24 protein-coding genes are annotated in these 22620 nt (G+C 62.8%); 13 read left to right on the forward strand and 11 right to left on the reverse strand.

Annotation, left to right across the window (positions count from 1 at the left end):
• The first annotated feature begins 198 nt into the window (after positions 1-198).
• From ACNJX9_RS13965 to ACNJX9_RS13975, 3 genes are read left to right on the forward strand one after another with little or no spacing between them, the layout of a single operon-like run.
• A complete protein-coding gene (locus tag ACNJX9_RS13965; RefSeq protein WP_439409259.1) occupies positions 199-861 on the forward strand; it encodes a TetR/AcrR family transcriptional regulator in 663 nt (220 codons plus the stop codon).
• 13 nt (positions 862-874) lie between these two features.
• Positions 875-2740 carry an adenine deaminase gene (locus ACNJX9_RS13970; RefSeq protein WP_439409260.1) on the forward strand — a complete coding sequence of 622 codons (1866 nt, stop codon included), beginning with the start codon at positions 875-877 and terminating at the stop codon, positions 2738-2740.
• A 10-nt stretch (positions 2741-2750) separates the two neighbouring features.
• A complete protein-coding gene (locus tag ACNJX9_RS13975; protein WP_439409261.1) occupies positions 2751-4142 on the forward strand; it encodes an NCS2 family permease in 1392 nt (463 codons plus the stop codon).
• A gap of 8 nt (positions 4143-4150) precedes the next feature.
• On the opposite strand, the gene ACNJX9_RS13980 is transcribed toward ACNJX9_RS13975, so the two are convergent.
• Positions 4151-4372, reverse strand: coding sequence for a hypothetical protein (locus ACNJX9_RS13980; RefSeq protein WP_057749720.1), 222 nt, complete (start codon positions 4370-4372; stop codon positions 4151-4153).
• 351 nt (positions 4373-4723) lie between these two features.
• Here ACNJX9_RS13980 and ACNJX9_RS13985 point away from each other — a divergent pair, with 351 nt between their 5' ends.
• Positions 4724-4906 (forward strand): hypothetical protein, encoded by a 183-nt coding sequence (locus tag ACNJX9_RS13985; RefSeq protein ID WP_439409262.1) that lies wholly within the window; start codon positions 4724-4726, stop codon positions 4904-4906.
• A 48-nt stretch (positions 4907-4954) separates the two neighbouring features.
• Here the strand turns inward: ACNJX9_RS13985 and ACNJX9_RS13990 are convergent, their stop codons facing one another.
• The 3 genes from ACNJX9_RS13990 to ACNJX9_RS14000 all read right to left on the reverse strand — a co-directional run bounded on the left by ACNJX9_RS13990 (position 4955) and on the right by ACNJX9_RS14000 (position 7633).
• Positions 4955-6334: a vWA domain-containing protein gene (locus ACNJX9_RS13990; protein ID WP_439409263.1), complete on the reverse strand. Its 1380-nt coding sequence runs from the start codon at positions 6332-6334 to the stop codon at positions 4955-4957.
• Between the two features lie 5 nt (positions 6335-6339).
• Positions 6340-7287 carry an AAA family ATPase gene (locus ACNJX9_RS13995; RefSeq protein WP_439409264.1) on the reverse strand — a complete coding sequence of 316 codons (948 nt, stop codon included), beginning with the start codon at positions 7285-7287 and terminating at the stop codon, positions 6340-6342.
• Positions 7288-7432: 145 nt separating this feature from the next.
• Entirely contained in the window at positions 7433-7633 is a 201-nt protein-coding gene (locus ACNJX9_RS14000; protein WP_057749711.1) for a hypothetical protein, read from the reverse strand.
• A 228-nt stretch (positions 7634-7861) separates the two neighbouring features.
• Between ACNJX9_RS14000 and ACNJX9_RS14005 the strand changes: the two genes are divergently transcribed.
• Positions 7862-8836 carry a quinone oxidoreductase family protein gene (locus tag ACNJX9_RS14005; protein ID WP_439409265.1) on the forward strand — a complete coding sequence of 325 codons (975 nt, stop codon included), beginning with the start codon at positions 7862-7864 and terminating at the stop codon, positions 8834-8836.
• A 39-nt stretch (positions 8837-8875) separates the two neighbouring features.
• On the opposite strand, the gene ACNJX9_RS14010 is transcribed toward ACNJX9_RS14005, so the two are convergent.
• Complete coding sequence (locus ACNJX9_RS14010; RefSeq protein ID WP_439409266.1) at positions 8876-9151, reverse strand: hypothetical protein; 276 nt, start codon at positions 9149-9151, stop codon at positions 8876-8878.
• 102 nt (positions 9152-9253) lie between these two features.
• Positions 9254-9862, reverse strand: coding sequence for a S24 family peptidase (locus ACNJX9_RS14015; protein WP_271601405.1), 609 nt, complete (start codon positions 9860-9862; stop codon positions 9254-9256).
• Positions 9863-10025: 163 nt separating this feature from the next.
• On the opposite strand from ACNJX9_RS14015, the gene ACNJX9_RS14020 reads away from it, so the two are divergent.
• Positions 10026-10559, forward strand: a complete 534-nt coding sequence (locus tag ACNJX9_RS14020) for a GcrA family cell cycle regulator (protein ID WP_439409267.1) — start codon at positions 10026-10028, stop codon at positions 10557-10559.
• A gap of 49 nt (positions 10560-10608) precedes the next feature.
• Complete coding sequence (locus ACNJX9_RS14025; protein WP_057749698.1) at positions 10609-11172, forward strand: hypothetical protein; 564 nt, start codon at positions 10609-10611, stop codon at positions 11170-11172.
• A gap of 43 nt (positions 11173-11215) precedes the next feature.
• On the opposite strand, the gene ACNJX9_RS14030 is transcribed toward ACNJX9_RS14025, so the two are convergent.
• Positions 11216-11572, reverse strand: a complete 357-nt coding sequence (locus ACNJX9_RS14030; RefSeq protein ID WP_439409268.1) for a hypothetical protein — start codon at positions 11570-11572, stop codon at positions 11216-11218.
• Between the two features lie 192 nt (positions 11573-11764).
• Here ACNJX9_RS14030 and ACNJX9_RS14035 point away from each other — a divergent pair, with 192 nt between their 5' ends.
• The 3 genes from ACNJX9_RS14035 to ACNJX9_RS14045 all read left to right on the forward strand — a co-directional run bounded on the left by ACNJX9_RS14035 (position 11765) and on the right by ACNJX9_RS14045 (position 13271).
• Positions 11765-12229 carry a hypothetical protein gene (locus tag ACNJX9_RS14035; protein WP_439409269.1) on the forward strand — a complete coding sequence of 155 codons (465 nt, stop codon included), beginning with the start codon at positions 11765-11767 and terminating at the stop codon, positions 12227-12229.
• Positions 12230-12596: 367 nt separating this feature from the next.
• Positions 12597-12782: a hypothetical protein gene (locus ACNJX9_RS14040; protein WP_057749689.1), complete on the forward strand. Its 186-nt coding sequence runs from the start codon at positions 12597-12599 to the stop codon at positions 12780-12782.
• A 147-nt stretch (positions 12783-12929) separates the two neighbouring features.
• On the forward strand, positions 12930-13271 hold the full coding sequence (locus ACNJX9_RS14045) for a phasin (RefSeq protein WP_057749686.1): 342 nt from the start codon (positions 12930-12932) through the stop codon (positions 13269-13271).
• A 194-nt stretch (positions 13272-13465) separates the two neighbouring features.
• Here the strand turns inward: ACNJX9_RS14045 and ACNJX9_RS14050 are convergent, their stop codons facing one another.
• The 3 genes from ACNJX9_RS14050 to ACNJX9_RS14060 form a co-directional block, all read right to left on the reverse strand.
• Positions 13466-13786, reverse strand: a complete 321-nt coding sequence (locus ACNJX9_RS14050) for a c-type cytochrome (RefSeq protein WP_271601400.1) — start codon at positions 13784-13786, stop codon at positions 13466-13468.
• A 289-nt stretch (positions 13787-14075) separates the two neighbouring features.
• Positions 14076-14906: an alpha/beta fold hydrolase gene (locus tag ACNJX9_RS14055; protein ID WP_271601399.1), complete on the reverse strand. Its 831-nt coding sequence runs from the start codon at positions 14904-14906 to the stop codon at positions 14076-14078.
• Positions 14907-15049: 143 nt separating this feature from the next.
• Positions 15050-16846, reverse strand: coding sequence for a ShlB/FhaC/HecB family hemolysin secretion/activation protein (locus ACNJX9_RS14060; protein WP_439409270.1), 1797 nt, complete (start codon positions 16844-16846; stop codon positions 15050-15052).
• A gap of 130 nt (positions 16847-16976) precedes the next feature.
• Between ACNJX9_RS14060 and ACNJX9_RS14065 the strand changes: the two genes are divergently transcribed.
• Together ACNJX9_RS14065 and ACNJX9_RS14070 are read left to right on the forward strand one after the other, a co-directional pair.
• Positions 16977-18215, forward strand: coding sequence for a FecR family protein (locus ACNJX9_RS14065; protein ID WP_439409271.1), 1239 nt, complete (start codon positions 16977-16979; stop codon positions 18213-18215).
• 63 nt (positions 18216-18278) lie between these two features.
• The gene (locus tag ACNJX9_RS14070) at positions 18279-21023 is read left to right on the forward strand and encodes an EAL domain-containing protein (RefSeq protein WP_439409272.1); all 2745 of its coding nucleotides are present in this window, start codon (positions 18279-18281) and stop codon (positions 21021-21023) included.
• A gap of 8 nt (positions 21024-21031) precedes the next feature.
• On the opposite strand, the gene ACNJX9_RS14075 is transcribed toward ACNJX9_RS14070, so the two are convergent.
• Positions 21032-21292, reverse strand: a complete 261-nt coding sequence (locus ACNJX9_RS14075) for a hypothetical protein (protein WP_057749668.1) — start codon at positions 21290-21292, stop codon at positions 21032-21034.
• 245 nt (positions 21293-21537) lie between these two features.
• On the opposite strand from ACNJX9_RS14075, the gene rocF reads away from it, so the two are divergent.
• Positions 21538-22515 carry an arginase gene (gene rocF, locus ACNJX9_RS14080; RefSeq protein ID WP_057749665.1) on the forward strand — a complete coding sequence of 326 codons (978 nt, stop codon included), beginning with the start codon at positions 21538-21540 and terminating at the stop codon, positions 22513-22515.
• Positions 22516-22620 lie beyond the last annotated feature (105 nt).

Genomic DNA, 22620 nt, shown 5'->3' on the forward strand with positions numbered 1-22620 from the left:
CGTCGTTGCCCGCGCCGTTTGTCGGCGGAGCAAATCCGATTTTCGCGGCGGGCAAAAGTCCATTTTTCAGGCGGCAGGCGGTGGTCGTGCTCGCGCAGGCCGCTGGCCTCCGGGAGCAGGCCGGCGCCCATTGTTGCGGCGCCGCGTGCCTCAAGTCTCGGCTTGACCCTGCAAATCGACTGGTGTCAGGCTTATGACATGAGTACAGTCGAACGACATGGGGCAAGCCTTCGCGACGAATATGCCGAGATGACGCGCCAGCGCATCGTTGCGGCGTTTGTCGAGACTTTGGAGGATGAAGAGGCCGACGACATTTCCATGGCCGCCGTGGCCAAGCGTGCCAAAGTGGCCGAGCGTACCATCTATCGGCACTTCAAGACCCGTGCGGAGCTGTTTGCCGCGGCCGGCGAATGGATCGAGGACAACGTCTTCAGCTACATTCCCTTCACCTCGCCGGACGAACTGCCCGAGATCTTCCGCAAGCTGTGCAAGCGGTTCGACCGTCATCCGCATCTGGCGCGCGCCATCGCGATGACGAGGGCGGGCCGCCGGGTGCGCGCCGGCTTCCGGCGGCACCTGATCGACCAGCATCGCAAGGCGATGGCGCCGCTGGTGCGGCATCTCCCCCCGAAGGAGGTCCGCCAGGCCGAGGCGCTCGCGTCCTATCTCAACAACGTGCTGGCCTGGAATGCGATGCGCGAGGATTTCGGCATGACGAGCGCCGAGATCGCCGACGCGATCGAATGGGCGCTCACGACCCTTTTGAAGGACGTCCGTCAGCGCGATGCCGCCGCCGCGCGCGGTGGCAGGTCCGGCAAATCGCCGCGCAAGCGGACCGCAGCTGCGAAAGTGCCGGCATAAAGTGAGGCAGGCCATGAATGCGTTACCCGACGATCTCATGATCAACGCGCCTGACGAGGTTCGCATTCGTCAGGATCTGGTGCTGACGGCGCTCGGTCGCCGTCCCGCCGATCGCGCCTTGCGGGTTGGCAAGTTGCTAGACGTGCACAGCCGCACCTGGTGCGAGGACCAGGAGATCGTCTTCAAGGCCCGGCGCATCGCCTGGGTCGGGCCGGCCGGAAGCTATCCCGGCGAGGTTGGCGAGCGTGTGCATCGGCCGGATCTCGCGGCCGTGCCCGGCTTTGGCGAGGTGCACAAGCACATCGAAAGCTCGCATCTGACGCCGGAATGGGAAGCGGCGCTGGTGCTGCCCCATGGCAATACCTGGACCTGCGAGGCGAGCCACGAATTCTCCAACGTCAACGGCGCGCGCAATCTCGAATTCTGGTTCGAGGCACGTCGCCGCGGCTCGCCGCTCAAGATCTTTCCGCAGCCCGGTTCGGCGGTGCCACCGACCGCATATGAATGGGGCGGCGGCTGGTACGGCCGCGATGAGCAGGCGCGCTTCATGGCCGAAAGCCTGATGGTCACAGGGCTCGACGAAGTCATGGACTGGCCGGCTGTGTGGAATCCGGACAACCCGTCCTACAAGCGGCTTTGGGGCATGATCGAGGCGACGTTTGCGGCGCGCGGCGTCGTCGAAGGTCACGCGTCCGGCCTGCGGGATCTGCCCTCCATCAACGCCTTTGCCGCGGCCGGGCTTGCATCTGATCACGAGGTGCAGACGCCGGAGGAGACCTGGGACAAGCTCACGCGGGGCCTGTTTGTCGAGCTGCGCGTCTATGCCATGGACGAGATCGTCAAATGGCTGCTTGCGAAGGGTTTGCAGGATTGGTCGCAGGTCGCCTTCACCACTGACGACCGCAGTGCCAGTCACACGCTCGAACTCGGCGCCAGCGATCACAATGCGCGGGTCGCGATCGAGGCCGGCCTTGCGCCTGAGGTCGCAATCCAGTGCCTCACCATCAACCCGGCGCGGCACATGCGCCTTACGCCGTTCGTCGGCAGTCTGGCGCCGGGGCGCTTCGGCGACGTCGTGCTGCTGTCGGATGTCGCCAAGCTGACGATCGCCGAAGTGTGGGCCGACGGCGCGCAGGTGTCCGAAGGCAAGCGCTATCTCGGCGAGGTGCCTAGGATCGAATGGCCGGAGTGGGCGACCAAGACGGTCAACATCAAGCGCACGATCAAGCCCGAGGATTTCGAGCTGCGGGCTGACCCCGGCCGTGCCACGATGAAAGCGGCGGTGATCCGCCCCTTCCATTGGCATCCGGAGTTCTACACGCTCGACCTGCCGGTGCGAGGCGGGGCCGTGCAGCGCGACGAGAGCGAAGCCATTACCAAATTCGCCATCATCGACCGCTTTTCCGGCGACGGTCGTGTCGCCAAGATGTTTTGGCGCGGCTGCGGACCGCGCACGCCGGAAACGGCGCTCGCCTGCTCGGTGGCGCACGACAAGCACAATATCTGGGTGGTCGGCTCGTCCGACGCGGCGATGGCAAAGGCGGTGAACGCGCTGGTCGAGCTTCAGGGCGGATGGGCGCTGGTGCGCGAGGGGAAGCTCGTCGCCACCGTACGCTTCGAGGTCGGCGGGCTGATGAGCTGCCGCTCGGCGCAGGCGCTCGATGCCGAGATGCAGGCGCTTTATGCGGAAGGCCGTAAGGTCGACTGGATGTACGAGCCAACATTCCGGCCGCGCTGGTATCCGGGATTTCCTGAAAGGCTCATGTTTGCAACGCTGACTTGTGCGCCATGGAGCTGGGTCCTGGTGGCGCCGTGCGAGCAGGCGCCGCTCGGTTTCATCAATGTGCAGACGGGCGAAGCGCACCCGGTGGTCTGGTAGGAGGACTGGGATGGACGAGATGACGAAGCCGCAAGCTGCTTCTGCAGCGCCGGCGCCAGGGGCAGCTGCCGGGCTGATCGATCGGGCCTTCCGCCTCACCGAGCGTGGTACGAGTGTCGGGCGCGAGACGATGGCCGGAGCGACCACCTTCGCGGCCATGGCTTATATCATCGCCGTGAATCCCGCGATCATGTCCAACGCCGGTATGGATCGCGCCGATCTCGTCAGCGCCACGGCGCTGGCCGCGATCTTCGGTTCGGTGATGATGGGACTGTGGGCCAACCTGCCGCTCGCGGTCGCGCCCGCGATGGGATCGAATGTCATCTTCACCTATGTCATCGTCAAGCAGATGGGCATGCCCTGGCAGGGCGCGCTCGCCATGGTCGCTTTCACCGGCGTGCTGTTCCTGATCCTCAGCCTGTCGAAGCTGCGCGAGAAGGTCGCAAAGGACGTGCCGGAAGCGCTGAAGATCGGCATCCAGGCGGCGGTCGGCACTCTCATCGTGTTTATTGCGCTGCGAGGCGCCGGATTCGTCGTCCAGAATCCGTCGACCTACATCGCCATGGGATCGCTGCGCAGCCCGCCCGTGCTGCTGACGCTGTTCGGCCTCCTGCTCACGCCGGTGCTGGTGGTCCGCCGGGTCCCGGCGGCGCTGATCCTGTCGATCGTGTTGCTCACCGTGATCGGCTTCTTCGTTCCGGGCGCCAATGGCAAGATGGTGACGTCGATGCCATCAGCGATCATGTCATGGCCGCGCTGGCCGACCAGCACCTTCATGGCGCTCGATGTCGGCTATCTCTTCAGCCATTTCGTCGTGGCACTGCCGCTGCTGTTTTATTTCCTGTGTGCCGAATTCTTTTCGACGCTGGGCACGCTGATCGGCGTGACGGGCGCTGCCAATCTGCGCAAGCCGGACGGCTCGATCCCGAATGCTACCGCGGCCTTTGCGACCGATGCGACGGCGTCCATCGTCGGCCCGCTGCTCGGCACGTCGGTGGTGACGGCGTATATCGAATCGATCACCGGCGTGCAGGCCGGCGGCCGCACCGGCCTGACGTCGCTGACCGTGGCCGGGTTCTTCTTCCTGGCGCTGTTCTTCTGGCCGATCTTTGTCATCATCCCATCGCAAGCAACCGCACCTGCGCTGGTGCTGGTTGGGGTGCTGATGATGCAGGGCCTCGCTCGCATCGACATGACCGATCTCGGCAACGCGATACCGATCGTTCTCACGCTGCTGGTCACCGTGCTGACCAACAACCTCATCAACGGAATGGCCTTGGGGACACTGAGCTACATCGCACTGGAAGTAACGGTCGGCCGGCGGTCACAGATTCCGGCCATGGTGTGGGGACTGGGCGTTGTGTTCATCGCCTACGCGATCGTGACAGCCCAGATTTTTTGATATGCGCGTTACGCCGCCAGATCCAGCAACCGGCATGATCCGCGCACCAGCACCTTGCGTCCGGCTGGCGTCATCGCAGGCACTCCGTCATTGACGTCGACGAGGCCAAGCTTGGCGAGACCTTCGAGCAGATAAGCCTTCGCGAGGCGACCGCTCGGCTCCGGGTTGCGGAGCGCTCTCAGCGCCTCCCACTGGTCCGGTGAAAGATCAAAGTCGACGTCGTTGCTCATGTTGCCTCAAGCGATAGTCACGTTCGCGCGCCCCTGTTAGCCGCGCGGCATGAAGATGATGCGACGACAATGAGTCGGGAATTCGGTGAGCTGTTTAGAACTCTTCTTCACGAATTGCCGCAGTCTGTTGCGCCACAATAGTTAAGATCGGCCAGATGAGACGATCGTCCCGATCGCCGATCACTAATTGATGATCTTGATTTGATGCTGCGTTGCGACGGGGGCAGTGCACGGGAAGCGTTGCTGTCTCATTCTGCGTCGCGATAGGCCCAGAAAGGGTGAGGCGCTGGGTTCGTGACTCTGTTAGGCTGGTTCGCTGGGAATGGCTTCACGCAGAGGGAGTGTGAGTGCATGAACAGGCTGGTCGAAATTCGCGGTCAGGAATCCCTGTGCCGGGAGCGCGCGGCGCTCGATTTTGAGCGTCGGGTTTTCTGGCTGGCGCAAGCCCAGGAATGGGAACAGCGTGCGCTCGACGAAATTGCCTCTCACTTTCGCGAGTGTAATGTCGCTCACGCAGAGCTTGCACGAAACTGACGTTCGCCGCGAGCTCAAGCCTTACTGACAAGACTTAACTGACGAGACTTACTGATAAGTGGCAACGATATCGGAGACTGCGCGCTCGAGCTGCTGCGCGGTGGCGCATTGCCGCACCACGCTGCAAAATGTCGCATAACGCGGCATCTCGGAATCGCCAAAGCCCCAGGCGAGTCGTCCTTCGGGGTTGAGCCAGACCAACCGCTTCGAGCGTTCGGAGATGCGGCGCAGGATGTCCGCGCGCGGATCGAGATTGTTGCTGCGGGCATCGCCGAGCACGATCACGGTGGTCTGGGGCGTCAGCGCGCTCATGAAGTCTTTTTCGAAATCGACCAGCGACGAACCGTAGTCGGACGAGCCGAATCCGACCTTGGACATGATCTCGGCCATCGCCTCTTCCGGCGACTTCTTCTCCAGGATCTCGCTGACCTCGATCAGATGCGACGAGAATGCAAAGGAGCGGACGTCGTCCACAACTTCGTGCAGTGAGTGGATCAGGAGCAGGAAGAAATCGGAGACCTGTGCGACGGAGCCGGAGACGTCACACAGTGCTACGATCTTCGGCCGGTCGCGATGCTTGCGCTTCCATGCGGTGAGGAACGGCACGCCACCCCAGGCGGCGTTGCGGCGGAGCGTGCGGCGCACGTCGAGATGACCGCGACGCTGACGCTTGCGCGGCTTCGAATAGCGCTCGCGCAGGCGACGCGCGATCTGGTGGATGAGGGCACGCATCTCCGCCACCTGGCGCCGCTCGATGCGGGCAAGAGGCGCATTGCGCAGGATTTCGTTGCGGAGGTTTTCAGCCTCTTCGCGGGCATAGAGCGCAAGACCCTGCGAGACGGTGTCGCGCACCGCCTCGCGCAAGGCCTCGAGCGCGGCGCGCAGGCGCTCAGCCAGCGCGGGATTGGTCCCGGTCAGCTCGTCAAGATCGTCGCGCAGGCGCTGAAGGCCCATGGCGTCGAGGATGCGGCTTGAGAAGATGCCGCGCTGTGTTGAGTAGCGGATGTCGGAGAGCGAGGCCGCACCGGAGGCGCTGGCGATCGCAGCTGATATCGCGTTGCGATCCTGCGAGAGCAGCATCTCGGCGAGCGGGCCCAATCCTTGCTGCGGCTGACCACCGCCCGCTTTGCTGGCCGCATTTGCAGAGGGCGATTGATCCGCGTCCTGCGAATCCTCGTCATTGTCGTTGGCTTCGGGCAGATCCTGCGGCGGCTCGGGCTGGCTGAAGAACAGATCAAAGCAGTCGCCGAGCGCGAGCTTCTCGTCCTGCGATTTGGCCAGCGTCAGCAGCAGGGCGTCGCGCAGGATGGTGCGTTCGGTGATGCCGACCTGCGCGACCGCACGCATTGCATCGATGCTTTCGGCGGGCGAAACATGGACGCCGGCGCCCCGCGCCGCCCGAAAGAAACGATGGAGGTTCTCGCGCATCGGCGTCAACCGAAGACGTTGGACCGGGCTGCCTTGGCGATGAAGGTCGTCACTTGCGGCGATGCCGCCTCGATATCGGCCTCATATTTCAGGAGGACGTTGAGCGTGTCCTTGACGATATCGGTGTCGAGCTCGGATGCCTGGAGCAGCACCAGGACGCGGGCCCAGTCGATGGTCTCGCTGACCGAGGGCAGTTTCTTCAGATCGAGCGAGCGGATCTCGTGGATGAAGCCGACCATTTGCCGGCGCAGCGTCTGCGAGATGCCGGGCACACGGCTCTCGACGATGCGCTCTTCCAGCCGCTGCTCGGGGAAGCCGATATGCAGATGCAGGCAGCGCCGCTTCAGGGCGTCGCCGAGATCGCGCTCGCTGTTGGAGGTGAGGATCACGGTCGGCGGTGTGATCGCCGAGACGGTGCCGAGCTCGGGGATCGTGACCTGGAAGTCGGAGAGGATCTCCAGCAGCAGCGATTCGAATTCGGCGTCCGATTTGTCGATCTCGTCGATCAGCAGTACACAACCGCCCGGCTGTTCCAGTGCCTGGAGCAGGGGGCGCGGCTCGACGAATTCCTTGGAGAAGAACACGTCGCCGAAATCATGGAGCTGATCGAGCGCGGCATGCAGCGTTTGCGCGCCGCCGAGGACCTCGCCGAGCTTGTCCTTGAGGATCTGGGTGTAGAGCAGCTGCTTGGCGTATTTCCACTCGTAGAGCGCCTTGGCCTCGTCGAGGCCTTCGTAGCATTGCAGGCGGATCATCTTCTTGCCGCGCCAGGCGGCGATTGCCTTGGCGAGCTCGGTCTTGCCGACGCCCGCGGGGCCTTCGACCAGGATCGGCTTGTCGATCTGCTGCGACAGGTAGACGGCTGTCGCGATCTGCCGGCTCGCGATATAGCCTTGCGCGGCAAGGCCGCTCTCCACTGCCTCGATCGAGGTCGAGGCGTTCTGATCAGCCACGAAATGGCGCTCCCAAATGTCTTGCTTGAAGCTTGTTCTGCCTGCGTTCCCGGCAAAGAACAAGCCTCGTTTGGGACGGCCTGACCCGCGCTGAGCGGCGCTTTTTCCGTTCAGCGCAAATACTTAGGGGCAGCTGATCGTGCGATCAGTGCCGCAGCAGCTCCGGCTTGCGGATGGTCTGCCTGACCTCGGCGCCGCAATCGGCGCATTCATAGACGAAGTCAATCTTGGCAAGGCTCCAGTGCGGCTCGACCTCGCGCACATACATCGGCAGGAACCCCATGCATGTCGGGCAAATCACAGGCGCGATTTCGATGTCCTGATGATGCTGTACATAAGCTGGCATCTCGGCTCTCCTTCGCAGGCGACCACCAAACCCCGCGCAGAAGCTACTGCCGGTCGCTCCGAGACCCTCATCAACTTTCTCGAACAGAGGCGGAACGGCGAGGGTTTGTCGTTCACTGTGACATTCTTGTTACGTCTTCTATACTGTAACGGGCGGACCAAATGCCTATTTCTGCGGCCGATCCGCTTTTTCTCGGACCATCAACGCAACGATAAGGGAGCAACGCCCATGACTCACGCCATTCGTTTTCACAAGACCGGTGGTCCGGAAGTCCTGGTTTGGGAGGAGGTCAGTGTCGGCAAGCCTGGCCCGGGAGAGGCGCGCATCCGCCACACTGCCGTGGGCCTCAACTTCGTCGACATCTATAACCGCTCGGGTGTGTATCCGGTGCAATTGCCGAGCGGGCTCGGCAGCGAGGCGGCTGGCGTCGTGGAGGAGGTCGGCCCCGGCGTTACCGATCTGAAACCGGGCGATCGCGTCGCCTACGGCGCCTCACCGCTCGGCGCCTATTCCGAGGAGCGGCTGATCCCGGCCGACCGGCTGTTGAAGCTGCCAGACGGCGTCGACGACAAGACCGCGGCGGCGATGATGCTGAAGGGGCTGACCACGCAATATCTGATCCGGCAGACCTACCGGGTGAAGGCCGGCGATACCATTCTGCTGCATGCCGCCGCCGGCGGCGTTGGTCTGATCCTGAGCCAATGGGCGAAGCATCTCGGCGCAACCGTGATCGGCACCGTCAGCAGCGACGAGAAGGCGAAACTCGCCAAGGCGCATGGCTGCGACCACGTCATCATCTATACGCGCGAGGATTTCGTGAAGCGCGTCGACGAGATCACCGGCGGCAAGAAGGTGCCGGTGGTCTACGATTCCGTCGGCAAGGACACGTTCCTGAAGTCGCTGGACTGCCTCGCGCCGCTTGGCGTCGCTGCGCTGTTCGGTGCGTCCTCAGGCGCGGTCGAGCCGCTCAATCTTGGTCTGCTGGCGCAGAAGGGCTCGCTCTACGTTACCCGGCCGACATTGTTCACCTACGCTGCCAAGCGCGAGAACCTGGTCGCCATGGCGAACGAGCTGTTCGACGTCGTCAAGTCCGGAGCGGTCAAGATCGAAGTGCACCAGACCTATGCGCTGAAGGATGCCGCCAAGGCGCATGCCGACCTTGCCGCGCGCAAGACCACGGGATCGACCGTTCTGACGGTGTGAGCTTGGGTTGAGCCGTGACACAGGTTGTTTCAGCCTGCATCACGCTTTTTCGTGCTTGCGCAGGTCGCGAGCGTGGTCATGGCGGCTGGCCTGGAGATCAAGGTCTTCAGGCGGGATTTCGGGGAGGGCGGCCTCGGCCAAAATGGCTTCGGTCACGTCGTCGACGCAATCGTCCGCGACTTCGTGGATGAACAAAATGTTCTGATATTCGCCGGGGCTGACGCGGGAGATGACCTCGCGCCTGGTGATTTCAGGATCGACCACCGCCTCGAGACCGCGGCGTCCGCAATCGATCATCACGACGAAATACTGCATCAAACGATCCTGCCGCGCCTCGATGATCGGGGCGCGGCAGAAAGAATTTCTGAAAATAAGAAGGAAGTCAAGATTTACTTCCGAGAATCGGAAAACCTTCGCTTACCGACCCTTCTTGCGCGAGCGGGCCGATTTGGCGCGCAACCGCTCGAGCTGGCCTTTCGGCATCGAGAGGCAGATCTCTCCGACCCAATCCAGCTTGACGCCGACGATCGGCTTGGCGTTGAAGCTGGTGAGGTTGACGACGGACGGTGATTTGCCCCGCTCGATGGTCTTCAGATAGCGCTCGCCGGTCTTGAGTCGGACCACGGCCTCTTCGCCGTAAAAGCTCGATAACGGGTGACGCTGGTCCTTGTAGACAACGATCACGTCGCCGCTTTGATATTTGGGCAGCATCGAATCGCCGACGATCTCGAACGCGACGGTCTCCTCCATGATCGGGAAGGGCAGCGCGATGTCGCCGAGCCCTTCCGGCGGAACCTGCTCGACGTCGGGCTCGATCACGGCGCCGGCCCCGACGCGACCCATGATCGGCGCGAGGTTCAGCTCAAGATATTCCATGATCGGAATGATTTCCGAGGCCTTCACCAGGCGTTCACCGCCGAGGATTTCCGACACGGCACCCGGGCGTACGCCCATCGCCGCAGCCAGCCCGCCTTTGCTCTTGCCCGTCTTTTCCAGGCCCCGCTCGATCATCGCAACGTCCAACATGGTGATTCCCTCGATTGCCCACCGCTCAGCCCCTTGTAATCCGAAATTCGGAATTAATGCAATTATGAATATCAGAAATTAAGGCTTGACTTCACCTTCGGAATAACGGAAGGTGTGTTTCGCCTCCGGATCGTGGGATCGGGGCGCATCACAGGACAGCAGCATGGAACCGGGCCGTTGGTCGTCGGAGCATTCCGACGCGCTTTGCGACTATTTCTTCAAGGGACTGTCATATGGGGAGATCGGAAGACGGATTAACGCAAGGTTTGGAACGGCTTACACCCGCAACGCCGTGATCGGTCGCGCCAAGCGGCTCGGGCTTGGGCTCGCCACGCCTGAACGAATGATAAGTCCGTCGATCGTGCCTTCCCTGCCGGGTGAGCCCGCTCCGCGCACACCGCCTCGTGCCGTGCCACCTGGCCTGAACCTGCCGCCGCCATCGGCCTTGAAACCTGCCCAACCCGTCAAACTGCGTTGCGTCGGCATCGAGCCGCGCCTGATCACGCTGCACGAGCTCGAACGAGGCGATTGCCGCTACCCCTATGGCGGCGACAAGGAGGGGGAGGAGATCAGCTTCTGCGGTCACGCACGTCAACCCGGCTCGAGCTATTGCGCGCCGCATGCGCGTCTGACGCGCGGTCCCGGCGCGGCCCGTACGGCTGCTGCCGTCGTGCTGAGGCTCGTCTCCGCCGCCTGACCCGCGCGCGACCGTTCCATTTTCACGTCAATTGGCAAGGAATTTCCAAGTGGCTCGTGCCAAACGCAACAAGTCTTACAGATTGACCGAACTTCACGACCGGCGCTCGCGTGACCTGCCGTTCAATGCCGAGGTGATGGAGGCAGAGGTCGACAACCCGCTCGCGCTTGATTCCGACGAGAAGATCGTGGCGATGCGGTCGATTCGCAATGATCCGCTCGGCCGACTGCACTCGCATCACCAGATCGATGAGGCGCAATATCGAGGTGGTCGCGCTTACCAGAACGACTGGGAGGGGGCAGAGCGGGGCCCGCAGGCCATGGATCCGACCCGCGAATTTGTCGACGGCACGCGCTCTCGCGAGCCCCTGACCGAGCGTCAGCGCCAGGCCGTACTACGGCTGAACCGGGTCGAACGCGAGCTTGGCACCGACGGCGCCGCGCTGGTGCATGATGTGCTCGTGCTCGGCCTGACCATGGATCAGATCGGGCAGCGGCGCGCTGTCCGCACCCAGCGCTGGAACGACTATTTCGCCCGGCGTTTTCGCGAATGCCTCGACCGGCTGGCCCTGGTCTACGGTTTTGCGACAGATGCCTCAGCGCGGCGCCGCTGAAGGATGGGCCGGCGGCTTTACCGCCGGCCGTCCCGATCTCGCGTCACGGATGCGGCATGATCTGGTAGGGCGTGGTGTAGGGCTCGACGCGGAGCGAAGCGTTGGCCAAAAGCCCGATTTTGGCCGTGGGGGCTTGCTGCATTTCACCGTTCTGCCCGCGATGCACGTTGTACTGCCAGACGGTGAGGTCGCCCTTCTGCGCCAGAGCGTGCGAAACCGCGCTTGCGTCACTGCCGCCAAGCGCCTGGAGTTCGTCAGGCGACAGCCCGATGATGATCTCGTCCTTGACGGTGACGATCTTGAACAGGTTCATTTTGGTCTCCTGCGCCCACGCGCCCTGAGTCGAGAGAGTAAGAAGCGCAACCGCGGCGCCCTTGATGAGATCGCAGCGAGAAAGCATGCCGTCGTCCTTTGGTGCTGAGTGCGCCCGAATCAAAATCGTTCATCAGCCATGGCGCCCGTGATCTGCGTGGCCGTTTCGCAACCGCTTGGTCGCACGTTCTTGAACGACGGTTCACGGAGCGAGAAATATCGGATCGTGATGAACCCTGATGCGGGGCGATGAGTCCAAGACGTGAAGGGGGCTTGCCGCATGAAACCCACCCATATTGCCTGTTTGTTCGCATCGCTTGGCATGGCTGGCTCCGCCGTGGCCGCCGATCCGTTTTTTGTCGGAAACTGGGCCTTCACGGCGGCCGTGCTTGCGCCTTGGGCCGATCCGCATCGCAAGCCTGACGATGCCGAGCGCGCGCGGCTGATGGGCAAGACAGTGGCTCTCAAGACCGGGGAAATCTCCGGTCCGCGTCCATTTTCCTGCGTCAAGCCGCACTACAAGGTGACGGATTATGGTCCAGACATGCTCTTCCAGGGCGCATTCGACGAGATGTACAGCGCGGACAAGACGGTCGATCCCAAGGCGCTTGCCGTTTCGCTCGGCTTCATGGGGACCCATATCAGGACACTGGAGACCGGCTGCGAAATCGACCTTCATTTCGTCGACGATACAACCGCCGAAATCGGGCTCAACTATTACGTGTATACGCTGAAGAAGCGCTAGTCCGGGTTTTGCCAGTTTCCGCGCATGTCAGAAACGATGCGAAACGTTGGTCGAATTGACAGCGGTCGGAGCCTTGTGGTGATGATGCTGCTTCTTGACGCAGGTGGGTGACTGCGGTGAGTATTCCTGTTATCCGGAATTGCCGTGGCACGCTGTCGACGAAGCATCGCTAAGTCTCACGGTTTGGCTTGCCCGACGGGTTGTTCCTTGACATAATTGCAACCTTGTTGAGATCTGCTCAGCACGCCAGCCTGCCGGGTACTCCGACCTAGAGTTCGTCGTCGCCGTGGCGTTCGGTGACGAGATCAGGTCCTCGATCCGGCTTACGACGCCCGAACCGAAGGACCGATCCTGTGATAGGTGCGAGATGAAGAACCTCAATTTCGCGGCTGAACTGCATCTCAAGCTCGGTGCACCCGCGACCGGCACGGTCGAGAGCCTCCGCCTCCTGCGCGCCTTTCTCAAGCTTGCCCCCCGCCAGCGCTTTGAGGTCATCAAGCTCATCGAGGATCTTGTCACCGACGAAACGCTCCCCGACCATCCCTTGTCCTGAGCTTTGGCCGGGCGCCGGCAATACGCTCTGTCCGTCCTCCCGGCCGGCGATGGACCGCCAGGTGACGGCCCCTGCTGAAGCATGGCCGCTGGAAGGCGGCGCGGCAAATGTGATAATCAGACAGGAAAAAGAGGGAGGAGTACGACCATGATCGAACCGAAGCTCGAAGTTCCGGCTGAACTGCGCGACCTGGCGGAGAAGACGATTGACCAGGCCGAGAAGGCATTCGGCATGTTTTTCGATGCCGCCACCAAATCAATGTCGTCGGTTCCCGGCGCGGGCGCTGATGTCTCCAAGCAGGCGCTCGCCTTCACCGAGCAGAATATGAAGGCGGCATTCGAGCATGCTCGCAAGCTGGTTCACGCGACCGATCTTCAGGAGGCGATGCGGATCCAGTCCGAGTTCCTGCGCAGCCAGTTCACTAACGCCGGCGATCACATGCGCCAGATGACCGGCAACTTCATGCAGCCGGGCAAGGGCAAATCCTGATCTGGCAAATCCTGATCTTGGAAAGTCTGCTCACAAATTGATCTTGCTCATCGGATTGATGCGCATTTCAATTCCCATGCAGGTCCACGATGGGCCACCGGATGAAGCTCATCCGCCGTCCATCGTCCTTTCTGCTGATCCCTGTCGGCTCCTCCGGCAGGGATTTGCATTTTTGAGCGTTTGGAGCGAGCCAGCTACTGGCGCAGCGATCCGATATAGGCCGCGATGTCGGCGGCTTCGGTCCGGCTCAAGGGAAAGTTCGGCATCTTCGGATGGGGGTCAAGCAGGAAGAACGCGAGCCTCTCCGGGCTGAAATCAGGCTTGCGCGCAACCGATGCGAAGGAGGGCACGTCGACGCTGGCCTGAGCCTGGCTGTTCGTCACGAGGTGGCAGCTTGCGCACCAGCGTCGGGCAAGATCGGCGCCGTGATTGGCGTCGGCCGCCAGAACGGGCGATATAGCCAAACTCGCGGCTGTCGCTAGCAGGAGCCAAATTCGTCTTGCTGCTGCGCGCATCTCGTCACCTGCCTACATTCGCTTGCGGACCGACTACTCAGCCGCAGCATGATCCCGGAAATTGTGAGAGGTCGATACGTGCGATGATCGAGCGGAACAGCCTGCGGGCCAAGCGATAGAAATGGCGCATGGGCGCGGGCGCCCTCGCCGGAGGGAGGCCAAGGCTCTCCATGTCGAGCCTGGTCGCATCAAGCCTTTCGGTATGGTGTAACACGTGCCTCTCCAATGCTGCATGGCCATTTATCCCGGCCGGCATGGAGTTGCGTTGATCTGCCGCAAAGCGTCCCGGCTAATAGTCGCCGGGGTTCATGATCATCGGGGCGGTGGTATCGGCAGGCGCGAGCGCGCTGCTGGCACTGTCCCGCAGGAAGCGGTCAAGTGTCGTCTGGATCTTCTCCTTGACCGAGTCGGGCCCACGATCGCTCATCTCGGTGTGTTGAGCCCCGGTATGGACAATGTCGATGCCCCGCGCCTTGGCCTCTTCCGGCGTCGGCAGCACGCCGGGGTCGGTCAGGAAATGCGGATCCTTGGAGCGGAACGACAGAATCTTCATGCGGTCGTTGAGGACGAACGGCACCCTGAGATTGTCGAGCGTAATCACCTTCGACACCAGTTCGGGATGCTGCTGCGCGACATACATGGAGACGTCGCCGCCGTTGGAATGACCGACGAGCGTGATGTGGTCGTAGTCGGCATTCTCCTGCCGCCCCTTCAATGTATTCAGCACGAAGAGGATGTTGGCCTCGCAGCGGATATAGACCTCGCGGCGGCCGACATATTTCTGGCCGACATGGGTCATCAGGGGCGGATCGCTCGGCAGATCCTGCTGGATGCTGGCGACCAGATAGCCACGCGCCGCAAGGACGTTGGCAAGGAAGGAATATTCGGTGGCCTTGACCGTGTTGCCGTTGCTGATGATGGCGACCGGAAGCTTCCAAAGACCGAGATTGGCCTTGGTCTCGTAGTCGCGCCGCACCGCGATCTCGACCGAGATCGGCCGCTGACGCGCGGCGTCAAACAAGGACAGCATCTCATGCCGGATCGCGAATTTGCTGACGATAACGTACTGGCCCGCCGCGAGGACACAGAGAAAAGCCAGAATTGCAAACACCCTTTTCATGAGTTCCGTCTCAATCACTTTTGACTGAACATGGCTATTGAAAACGGCCGGATCGAGCGATCGTGACCAGATTGCGGGATTAAATTTAGGCAAGTCTGTGAGGACGACCGCAAAAAGGCCACATCAAGACAAGGGCCACGCGGCTAAAGGCAGCCATTTCTGCCGCGTTCGGGGCAGAGCCGGAACGCACTCGACAGGGTGAACAGGAAGCGCGGGCTGCGCCGTTCATTGTCCGGCGCGCGGTAGCTCAAAGGCACCGCCACGCCGAAATCCGCCTGGAGATCCTGCGCCAGGAAGAACCGTACGCCTGCACCGGCCGATGTCAGCGACAGGCCGTCGCTCAGCCGGTAGCCGTCGTTCCAGACGGTGCCGGCGTCGCCAAAAGCGTAGAGCTGGTAGCCGTTCCAGTAGCGAAAATTGAGCTTCTGGTCGAAACGCACCTCGAGCGAGCCGGCAAGACCGTTATCGCCGCTGATCTCGGCCGCGCCATAGCCGCGGCCGAAGGCTGCACCGCCGAGATAGAATTGCTGCGAAGTGAACAGGGGGCGTGACGCGGTCTGGCTCGCCCCAGACAGCTTGAGCGACCATGCGTCGTTGAGCGTCTGGTAGCGTGTAAGCCAGAAGTTCAGCACCGAGAAGTTCGAGGTGGCACCATCGCGCGACAACAGATCGTCGTCGACATGCGATGCGCCGAAGACATCGAGGCCCTGGCGAAACGTCATCGTCGCGTAGTTTGTGCCGCCGAAGCCATCTTGCAGCCGGTAGTCGGCAGTGAGGCTCGCGGCTCTGATGTGGTCGTTGTACCAGGGACCGTACAGATCGTGCTCCGACACATTGCTGAAGGTCGTCGCCGCAGTCAGGGTCAGCGTGGACGATTGGGATTGGAGCGGGATAATGCTGGCATGCAACTCGAACGCCTCGGTCGTGGTGATGTCACTGGCGAGGCGCCGCGCATCCCCAGGCCTGACTGCGCTGTACAGCACCGATCCACCGAGCCGAACGCCGTCGACGCCGACCGGGGCGTCATAGGACAGCCGAGAGAAGCCGAGTTCGCGCGGGTCGTTGGCAATGGTCGACAGGTTGACGGCGAGAGTGTCACCGGGCGCGAGGTAGGAGTTGAACGCGCCCGTCGCGTAGGTCTGCCACGGACCGACCGACGACGAGCCAAAATTGTCCAGGCCGAACGAGGTGAAGACATGCCAGGTCTTCAGATAGACGGTGAGGCGGAAGCGGCCGGTCGTGCCGCCGATCTCCTCCAGCGAGGTGTCGGCGATGCGCACGCCCGGCCGGCCGTTGACGAGGTAGAGCTGGCGTTCGAGCGTTGCCAGGCGCGACGGTTGTTCGGCTAGAATCGGCCCGAGCATTGGCCTCACGCCGAACTGCTCGGCACCATCGCCTTTCAGCTCGGCCTCGACGATCGAGCCTTCGATGACTTGGATCCGGACGCGGCCGTCGGCAATGTCCTGCGCCGGCACGATCGCCCGGCTCAGATGGAAGCCTTGGACCCGGTAGAGATCGCTGATCGCGCCGGCGATCGTCGCGAGGTCAGCTTGCGAGATCTGCTTGCCGAGATAGGTCCGGTAGACTGCGGCGATGCGATCATGGGGGATGGCCCGGGCGCCGGTCACGTCGATGTCGCGCAGCACGAACTGCGGCTTGGTATCCCCGCCGGTATTGGGCCCGCCGACCGACGGCAGCTTCACCGGCGGACGGCCGAGGGATTCCTGCTTGGTTTGGTTTTCAAAGTATTTCTCAGGCTGAAGAGGATTAAATCCCGGCTGGTTCGCCTGCTGCGCGAGTGATTGGGGGATTCCCGCAAATGTCGACCATAGGAGGACCAAGGCGGCAGCGAGGTGCCGTCCCACGGCGCTATGCCTGGATCGTCCTGCGTAGTTTGACGGAGAAGTCGCCTGGTTCCGGTAAGGATTCAGTAGCTGCATGATTTTTCTTAGTTTTTTATGGTCAATGATCCGTTAATGCGGCCGCCGGACTCCCGGATTACCGCTAAGCTAATCTTGAGTGATCTCGGATACGCAGAAGGCTCGGCAGTAACTCCGGCTGAGGGTCATTATGCTTGTCCGAATTGGAATGCGGTGCGCCGTGATGGTAGCGCTGGTCCTGGGAGCCACATCCGTCGCATCCGCCGCGGATGACGGCGTCTGGTCGGTCAGCAAGTCATCGGGCGAGGTCTGGCTCGCGACCAGTGGCGCGCAGCAGGTCTCGCTGAACCAGGAAGAGACACTGAAGCCGGGGGATACCATCCGCACCGGCCGGAACGGGCGCGTCCTGCTCGTTCGCGGTGAGGAGACGATCCTGATCTCTCCCAACTCGGTGGTCGGCGTGCCGGCCGAGAAGAAGGAGGGTCTTTCGACCACCATCATCCAGCAGGCGGGCTCGATCCTGCTCGAGGTCGAGAAGCGCAACGTCAAGCATTTCGAGGTCGAGACGCCCTACCTCGCCGCCGTGGTCAAGGGAACGCATTTCAGCGTCACGGTGGGCGCAGGCAGCACCAAGGTCGGCGTGCTCCGCGGGCAGGTTGAAGTGTCTGATTTCAAGACCGGCCAGATCGCCCAGGTGATGCCCGGCCAGGTGGCCACCGCCTTCGCGCATGGCAAGCCCGGGCTCAGCCTGAGTGGCTCCGGCACACTCAATCCGATCGAGCACGGCAAGCCGCGTGCGTCGACGATCGATCGGGTCCCCGTGCCGAAGTCGGGTCTGTCGGCGCCCCGCGATGCGGCCAATGGCCATGCCATCCATGCGCTTGGCAAGATCGAGAAAGGGATCAAGGTCGCAGGCGCGCCGATGCATTCGCATCAGGCAAGCGGAACTCACGCGCCCAAGCCTGGCGTCGTGCGGATCTCGAGCTCGCTCGGCGAGGTCAAGCTGAACTTCCACAAGGTCACGCACGGGCTCGCCCATAGTGCCGTCGCACCGGGACGGGTGCGCAATGCGAACGCCAGCACTGACACGGTGTGGAGCGATGGCAAGTCGAGCACGACGACCACGACCGCCAACAGCTCGAGCGTCTCGGCGATCACCGTCAGCGGCAGTGGATCCGCGGCCGGCGGCTCGTCTACGTCGTCAAGCGCGACAACCAATGTTGCGACCAGTGCCGGGTCGACCAGCGACGCGCCCGGCAACAGTGGATCGTCCAACGGCAAGAACAAATCCGGCAAAGGCGACGATAACAGTGCTGCCAACAACAATGCTGCCACCGGCAACGGTAAGGGCAACAACGGTAACGGCAACGGAAACGGTGGTGGTAACGGCAGCAATGGCAACGGCAACGGGAATGGTCACCATCACTAAGGCGATTTCCTAGGGGCGATGGGGGGCGCGCCCGCCGCGAGAGCGGGGGCGCGGGAGGATCGGGTGAAACGCTATCGGCCGCATATTCTTGTCGTGATCGCGCTGGCGGTCGTGCTGTCCACGGGATGGCACGGCGCGCTGCGCAACGCGCTCACCGATCTGCGCTTCGCCTGGCAGTCGCGTTCCGCCACCGGTAGCGTCGTCGTGGTGGCCATCGATGCCCCCTCGATCGATCAGATCGGCGTATGGCCCTGGCCGCGCAGCCTGCACGCCGACCTCCTGCACAGGCTGGAGGCCGCCGGCGCACAGGATATAGCCTTCGACATTGATTTCAGTACGCCCTCGGATCCAGCCTCCGACGATTCGTTCCTCACCGCGCTTCGGAAGGTCGGCGGCTCGACGATCCTGCCGTCCTTCAAGCAGCCCACGCCAAATGGCGGTGCGGTTCACATCAATCGTCCCCTCAAGCCGTTCAGCAGACAGTCATGGCCGGCCGTCGTCAATGTCGCGGTTGAATCTGATGGGCTGGTTCGCCGCTACCCGGTCGGAGAGAAACTCGGCGATGCGCAGATGCCGTCGATGGCGGTCGTCTTGGCCGGGCAGAACGTCGACCGGCGTCCGCCTTTCCTGATCGACTTCAGCATTCGGGCAGGATCTATTCCGGTTGTTTCTTATGTCGACGTGCTGCGGGGTGACGCCGCGGCGCTCGATAAGCTCAGGGACAAGAAGGTCATCGTCGGTGCTACCGCGTTCGAATTGGGGGACCGGTTCAGCGTTCCCAACGGCCGCATCATCGCGGGACCTGTGCTCCAGGCATTGGCGGCAGAATCGGTCCTTCAGAACCGTATGCTGCGCTGGACGTCCGATGTCGGCATGATTGTCGGCCTTGCCGTGATCTGTCTACTGATGATGTATTCCTGGCGCCGTGTTGCGCCCGGCGCCCGCGTCGCCATCCTGGTTGCAGCCGGCGCCAGTATCGAACTGACTGCGGTCCTGGTGCAGCAGCGTTGGCCGCTCATCATCGACACCTCGCTCTTCCACATCGCGATCATCGCCTATCTGGCCGCCATCGCGCTGGACGAGATCGACTTCCGCAGCCTCTTGGGACGTATCGCCGAAAGTCGGTTCCACCGTATCGCGATGTCGCTCGGCGATGGTCTGGTCTGCACCGATGAACATCATCGGATCACGGTCTGGAATCCCGGTGCAAGCGCGATCTTTGGCTATATGCCGACCGAAATCATCGGTCACCCGTTCGAAACGCTTTGCGCGATTCCGGCGGAAGCCGGTGCGAAGGGCTTCGCGATCCGAGACGCGGCGCGGCAGGCGTTGCTGGTCCCCGGCGGCGCCGTGGTCGTCGAGTTCGAAGGACGCCGCAAGAACGGCGAAACCTTTCCGGTCGAGGCGAGCTTTTCGGGCTGGCAGGGAACGGACGGCTTCCAGTATGGCGCGATCTTGCGCGACATCTCGGTGCGCAAGCGCGAGGCCGAACGTGTCAGATATCTCGCCGAATACGATGCGCTGACCGGACTTGCCAACCGCAACACGCTGCACGCCGGCCTCGTCGGTCTAATCGCTGCTGCGGAGCGGCGGTCCTCCGAGGTCGCATTGCTCGTGCTCGGACTCGATGGGTTCCAGCAGATCAACGACATGCTCGGACACGCAGCCGGCGACCTCGTGCTGCGGGCGGTGGCCGAGCGCCTGCGGACCGAAGTCGACGGCAAGGCGCTCGTCGCAAGGCTCAGCGGTGACGAGTTCGCGATTGCGCCGGATTGCGCCACCGTTGGCGAGCCTGTGGCCGCGTTCGCCGAGCGGATTGTGCGCGCGTTCGATGCGCCGCTCGCAACGGGTACGCGCCAGCACCGCGTCAGGATCAGCATGGGTGTTGCCGTCTATCCCGACGGGGGACAGAATGCGGACGATCTCCTTAGCAACGCCCACCTTGCGCTCACCAAGGCGAAGCTGACGCGGCGCGGAGGCCATGTGATCTTCGAAAGCGCGATCAGGCAGGAGCTGGAAAGCCGGCTGACGCTGGAGAGCGAACTGGCGCTTGCGGCGGATCGCGGCGAGTTCGAGCTGTTCTATCAACCCCAGGTCCGCCTGATCGACGGCAGCCTGGTCGGAGCCGAAGCGTTGATCCGCTGGCGTCACCCGATGCGCGGCTACGTCTCGCCGGGCGAGTTCATGCCGGTGGTCAACACCTCGGCGCTGTCCGAGCGGATCGCGGGCTGGGTGATGGAGACCGCCGCCCGGCAGGCGCGCGCGTGGGAATTGTCGGGAAATGCGGTCCGCGTCGCAATCAATCTCTCGCCATCGCAGCTCCACTCCGGCGATCTTGCGCATTCCGTTGCGGAGCTGCTGAGAACGACGGGACTTACTCCCTCGCTGCTCGAGATCGAAGTTACCGAGGATGTCCTGCTGCACGACGAGGTCCGGGTGCTCGACATGTTCAAGCGCATCCAGCAACTCGGCGTACGCATTCTGTTCGACGATTTCGGAACGGGCTATGCAAGCCTGAGCTATCTGAAGAAATTTCCCCTCGACGGGCTCAAGATTGACCGCTCTTTTGTGATCGATCTGCTCGCCGATTCCGACGATGCCGCCATTGTCGGCTCGACCATCGGCCTCAGCAAGCAGCTCGGCTTGACGGTTGTTGCCGAAGGAATCGAGAACCGCGCTACGGCCGACTTCCTGGTCGGTATGGGCTGCGAAGAAGGGCAAGGCTATTTCTTCGGTCGCCCGATGCCTGCCGACGCGTTCGAAAAGACCTTCTTGGCGGCCGAGCTCGAAGCCGTCAGCGCCGCCTGAACCGATCGTCAGCGCCGGCGCGCGATTGCGACGCCAAAGAGGAATGCGACGAACAGGCTGGCCAGGGGGGCCTCGCGCGTGATCGCCGCCACCGTTGAAAGCGGCCGGCCCGGCTTTCGCGCTTCGTCGATCGCGTAAGTGAGGCGATCGACGGCGGCATGCAGGCCTCCTGCGACCTCGCCGATGGTGTGCGACACGTCGGTCGCTGCATCGATGGCGCGCTCGGCCATGCCGGGCTGGGGATTGGGCTGCGGTATGTCCGTGCTCAAGCTCGCGACCTCCAGAACCTGACGGAAGGACGGAGACCGGTACCTTTGGCTATCCGCGCGTGCGCTCGTTTTGAACAGCGGGCCCGAGGGCCTTTGGCTATCCGCGACAGGCGCCGTCTTGAACGGCGGGTACCGGCCTTGGTGGGAAAATGCCGCGCGCGGGAATTTGTTCCGGCTCCCCCGTGAAACGCCGGATGCGAATCTCTGTTACGCTAGTGCAGCCTTGCTGACCTCAGGAGATTGCCGTGACCGATCGAACCATCACGGATCGAGCCCGGCGCATCGCGTTGCTGGGCGCGCCCATCGACATGGGCGCCTCGCAGCGCGGCACCTTGATGGGCCCCGCCGCGCTGCGGACCGCCGGCCTTGCAACCCTGCTCGAAAGCCTGGATTTCGAAGTCGTCGACTATGGCGATCTCTCGGTGGCCGAGATCAGGGATCTCGCCGACAGGCCGCCGGCAAAGGCCAATCATTACCGCGAAATCCAGCGCTGGACGCGTGTGCTCAGCCGTCGCGGCTATGAAATCGCGCAAACTGGCGCATTGCCAATCTTCCTGGGAGGCGATCACACCTTGTCGATGGGATCGGTCAACGCCATGGCGCGCCATTGGCGGGAGCATGGACGCGATCTGTTCGTGCTTTGGCTCGACGCGCATGCCGACTACAACACGCCCGAGACGACGATTACAGCCAACATGCACGGCATGTCGGCCGCGTTCCTGTGCGGCGAGGCAGGCCTCGATGGCCTCCTGGGCGATGATGCACGCGCCTCGATTGATCCTGGCAGGCTCGATCTGTTCGGCGCGCGTTCAATCGACAAGCTCGAAAAGGAGCTGATGCGCGCCCGCCGGATCAGGGTCGTCGACATGCGTCAGATCGACGAGTTCGGCGTTGCAGTGCTGATCCGGCGCGTGATCGAGCGCGTCAAGGCGGACAACGGCGTGCTGCATGTCAGCTTCGATGTCGATTTTCTCGATCCCTGCGTCGCGCCCGGCGTCGGCACCACGGTGCCGGGAGGCGCGACCTATCGCGAGGCGCATCTGATCATGGAGTTGCTGCATGATTCCGGGGTTGTGGGATCTGTCGACATCGTCGAGCTCAACCCGTTCCTGGACGAGCGCGGGCGCACCGCGCGCACCGCGGTCGAACTGATTGGCAGCCTGTTCGGCCAGCAGATCACCGATCGGCCGACGCCCAGCAACGCAATCGCGCCGGGCGAGTGACGCACGCACCGTTTGTGCGCTGCACGGAATGGAACTGCTGTCACGGCCGGTGAAACTGGACCAGTCTTGATCGAGATCGCCTGCTTTTGAAATGCGCGCTAATTG

It is taken from the genome of Bradyrhizobium sp. BLXBL-03, from assembly GCF_051853015.1.
GTDB classification, from domain to species: Bacteria; Pseudomonadota; Alphaproteobacteria; order Rhizobiales; family Xanthobacteraceae; genus Bradyrhizobium; species Bradyrhizobium manausense.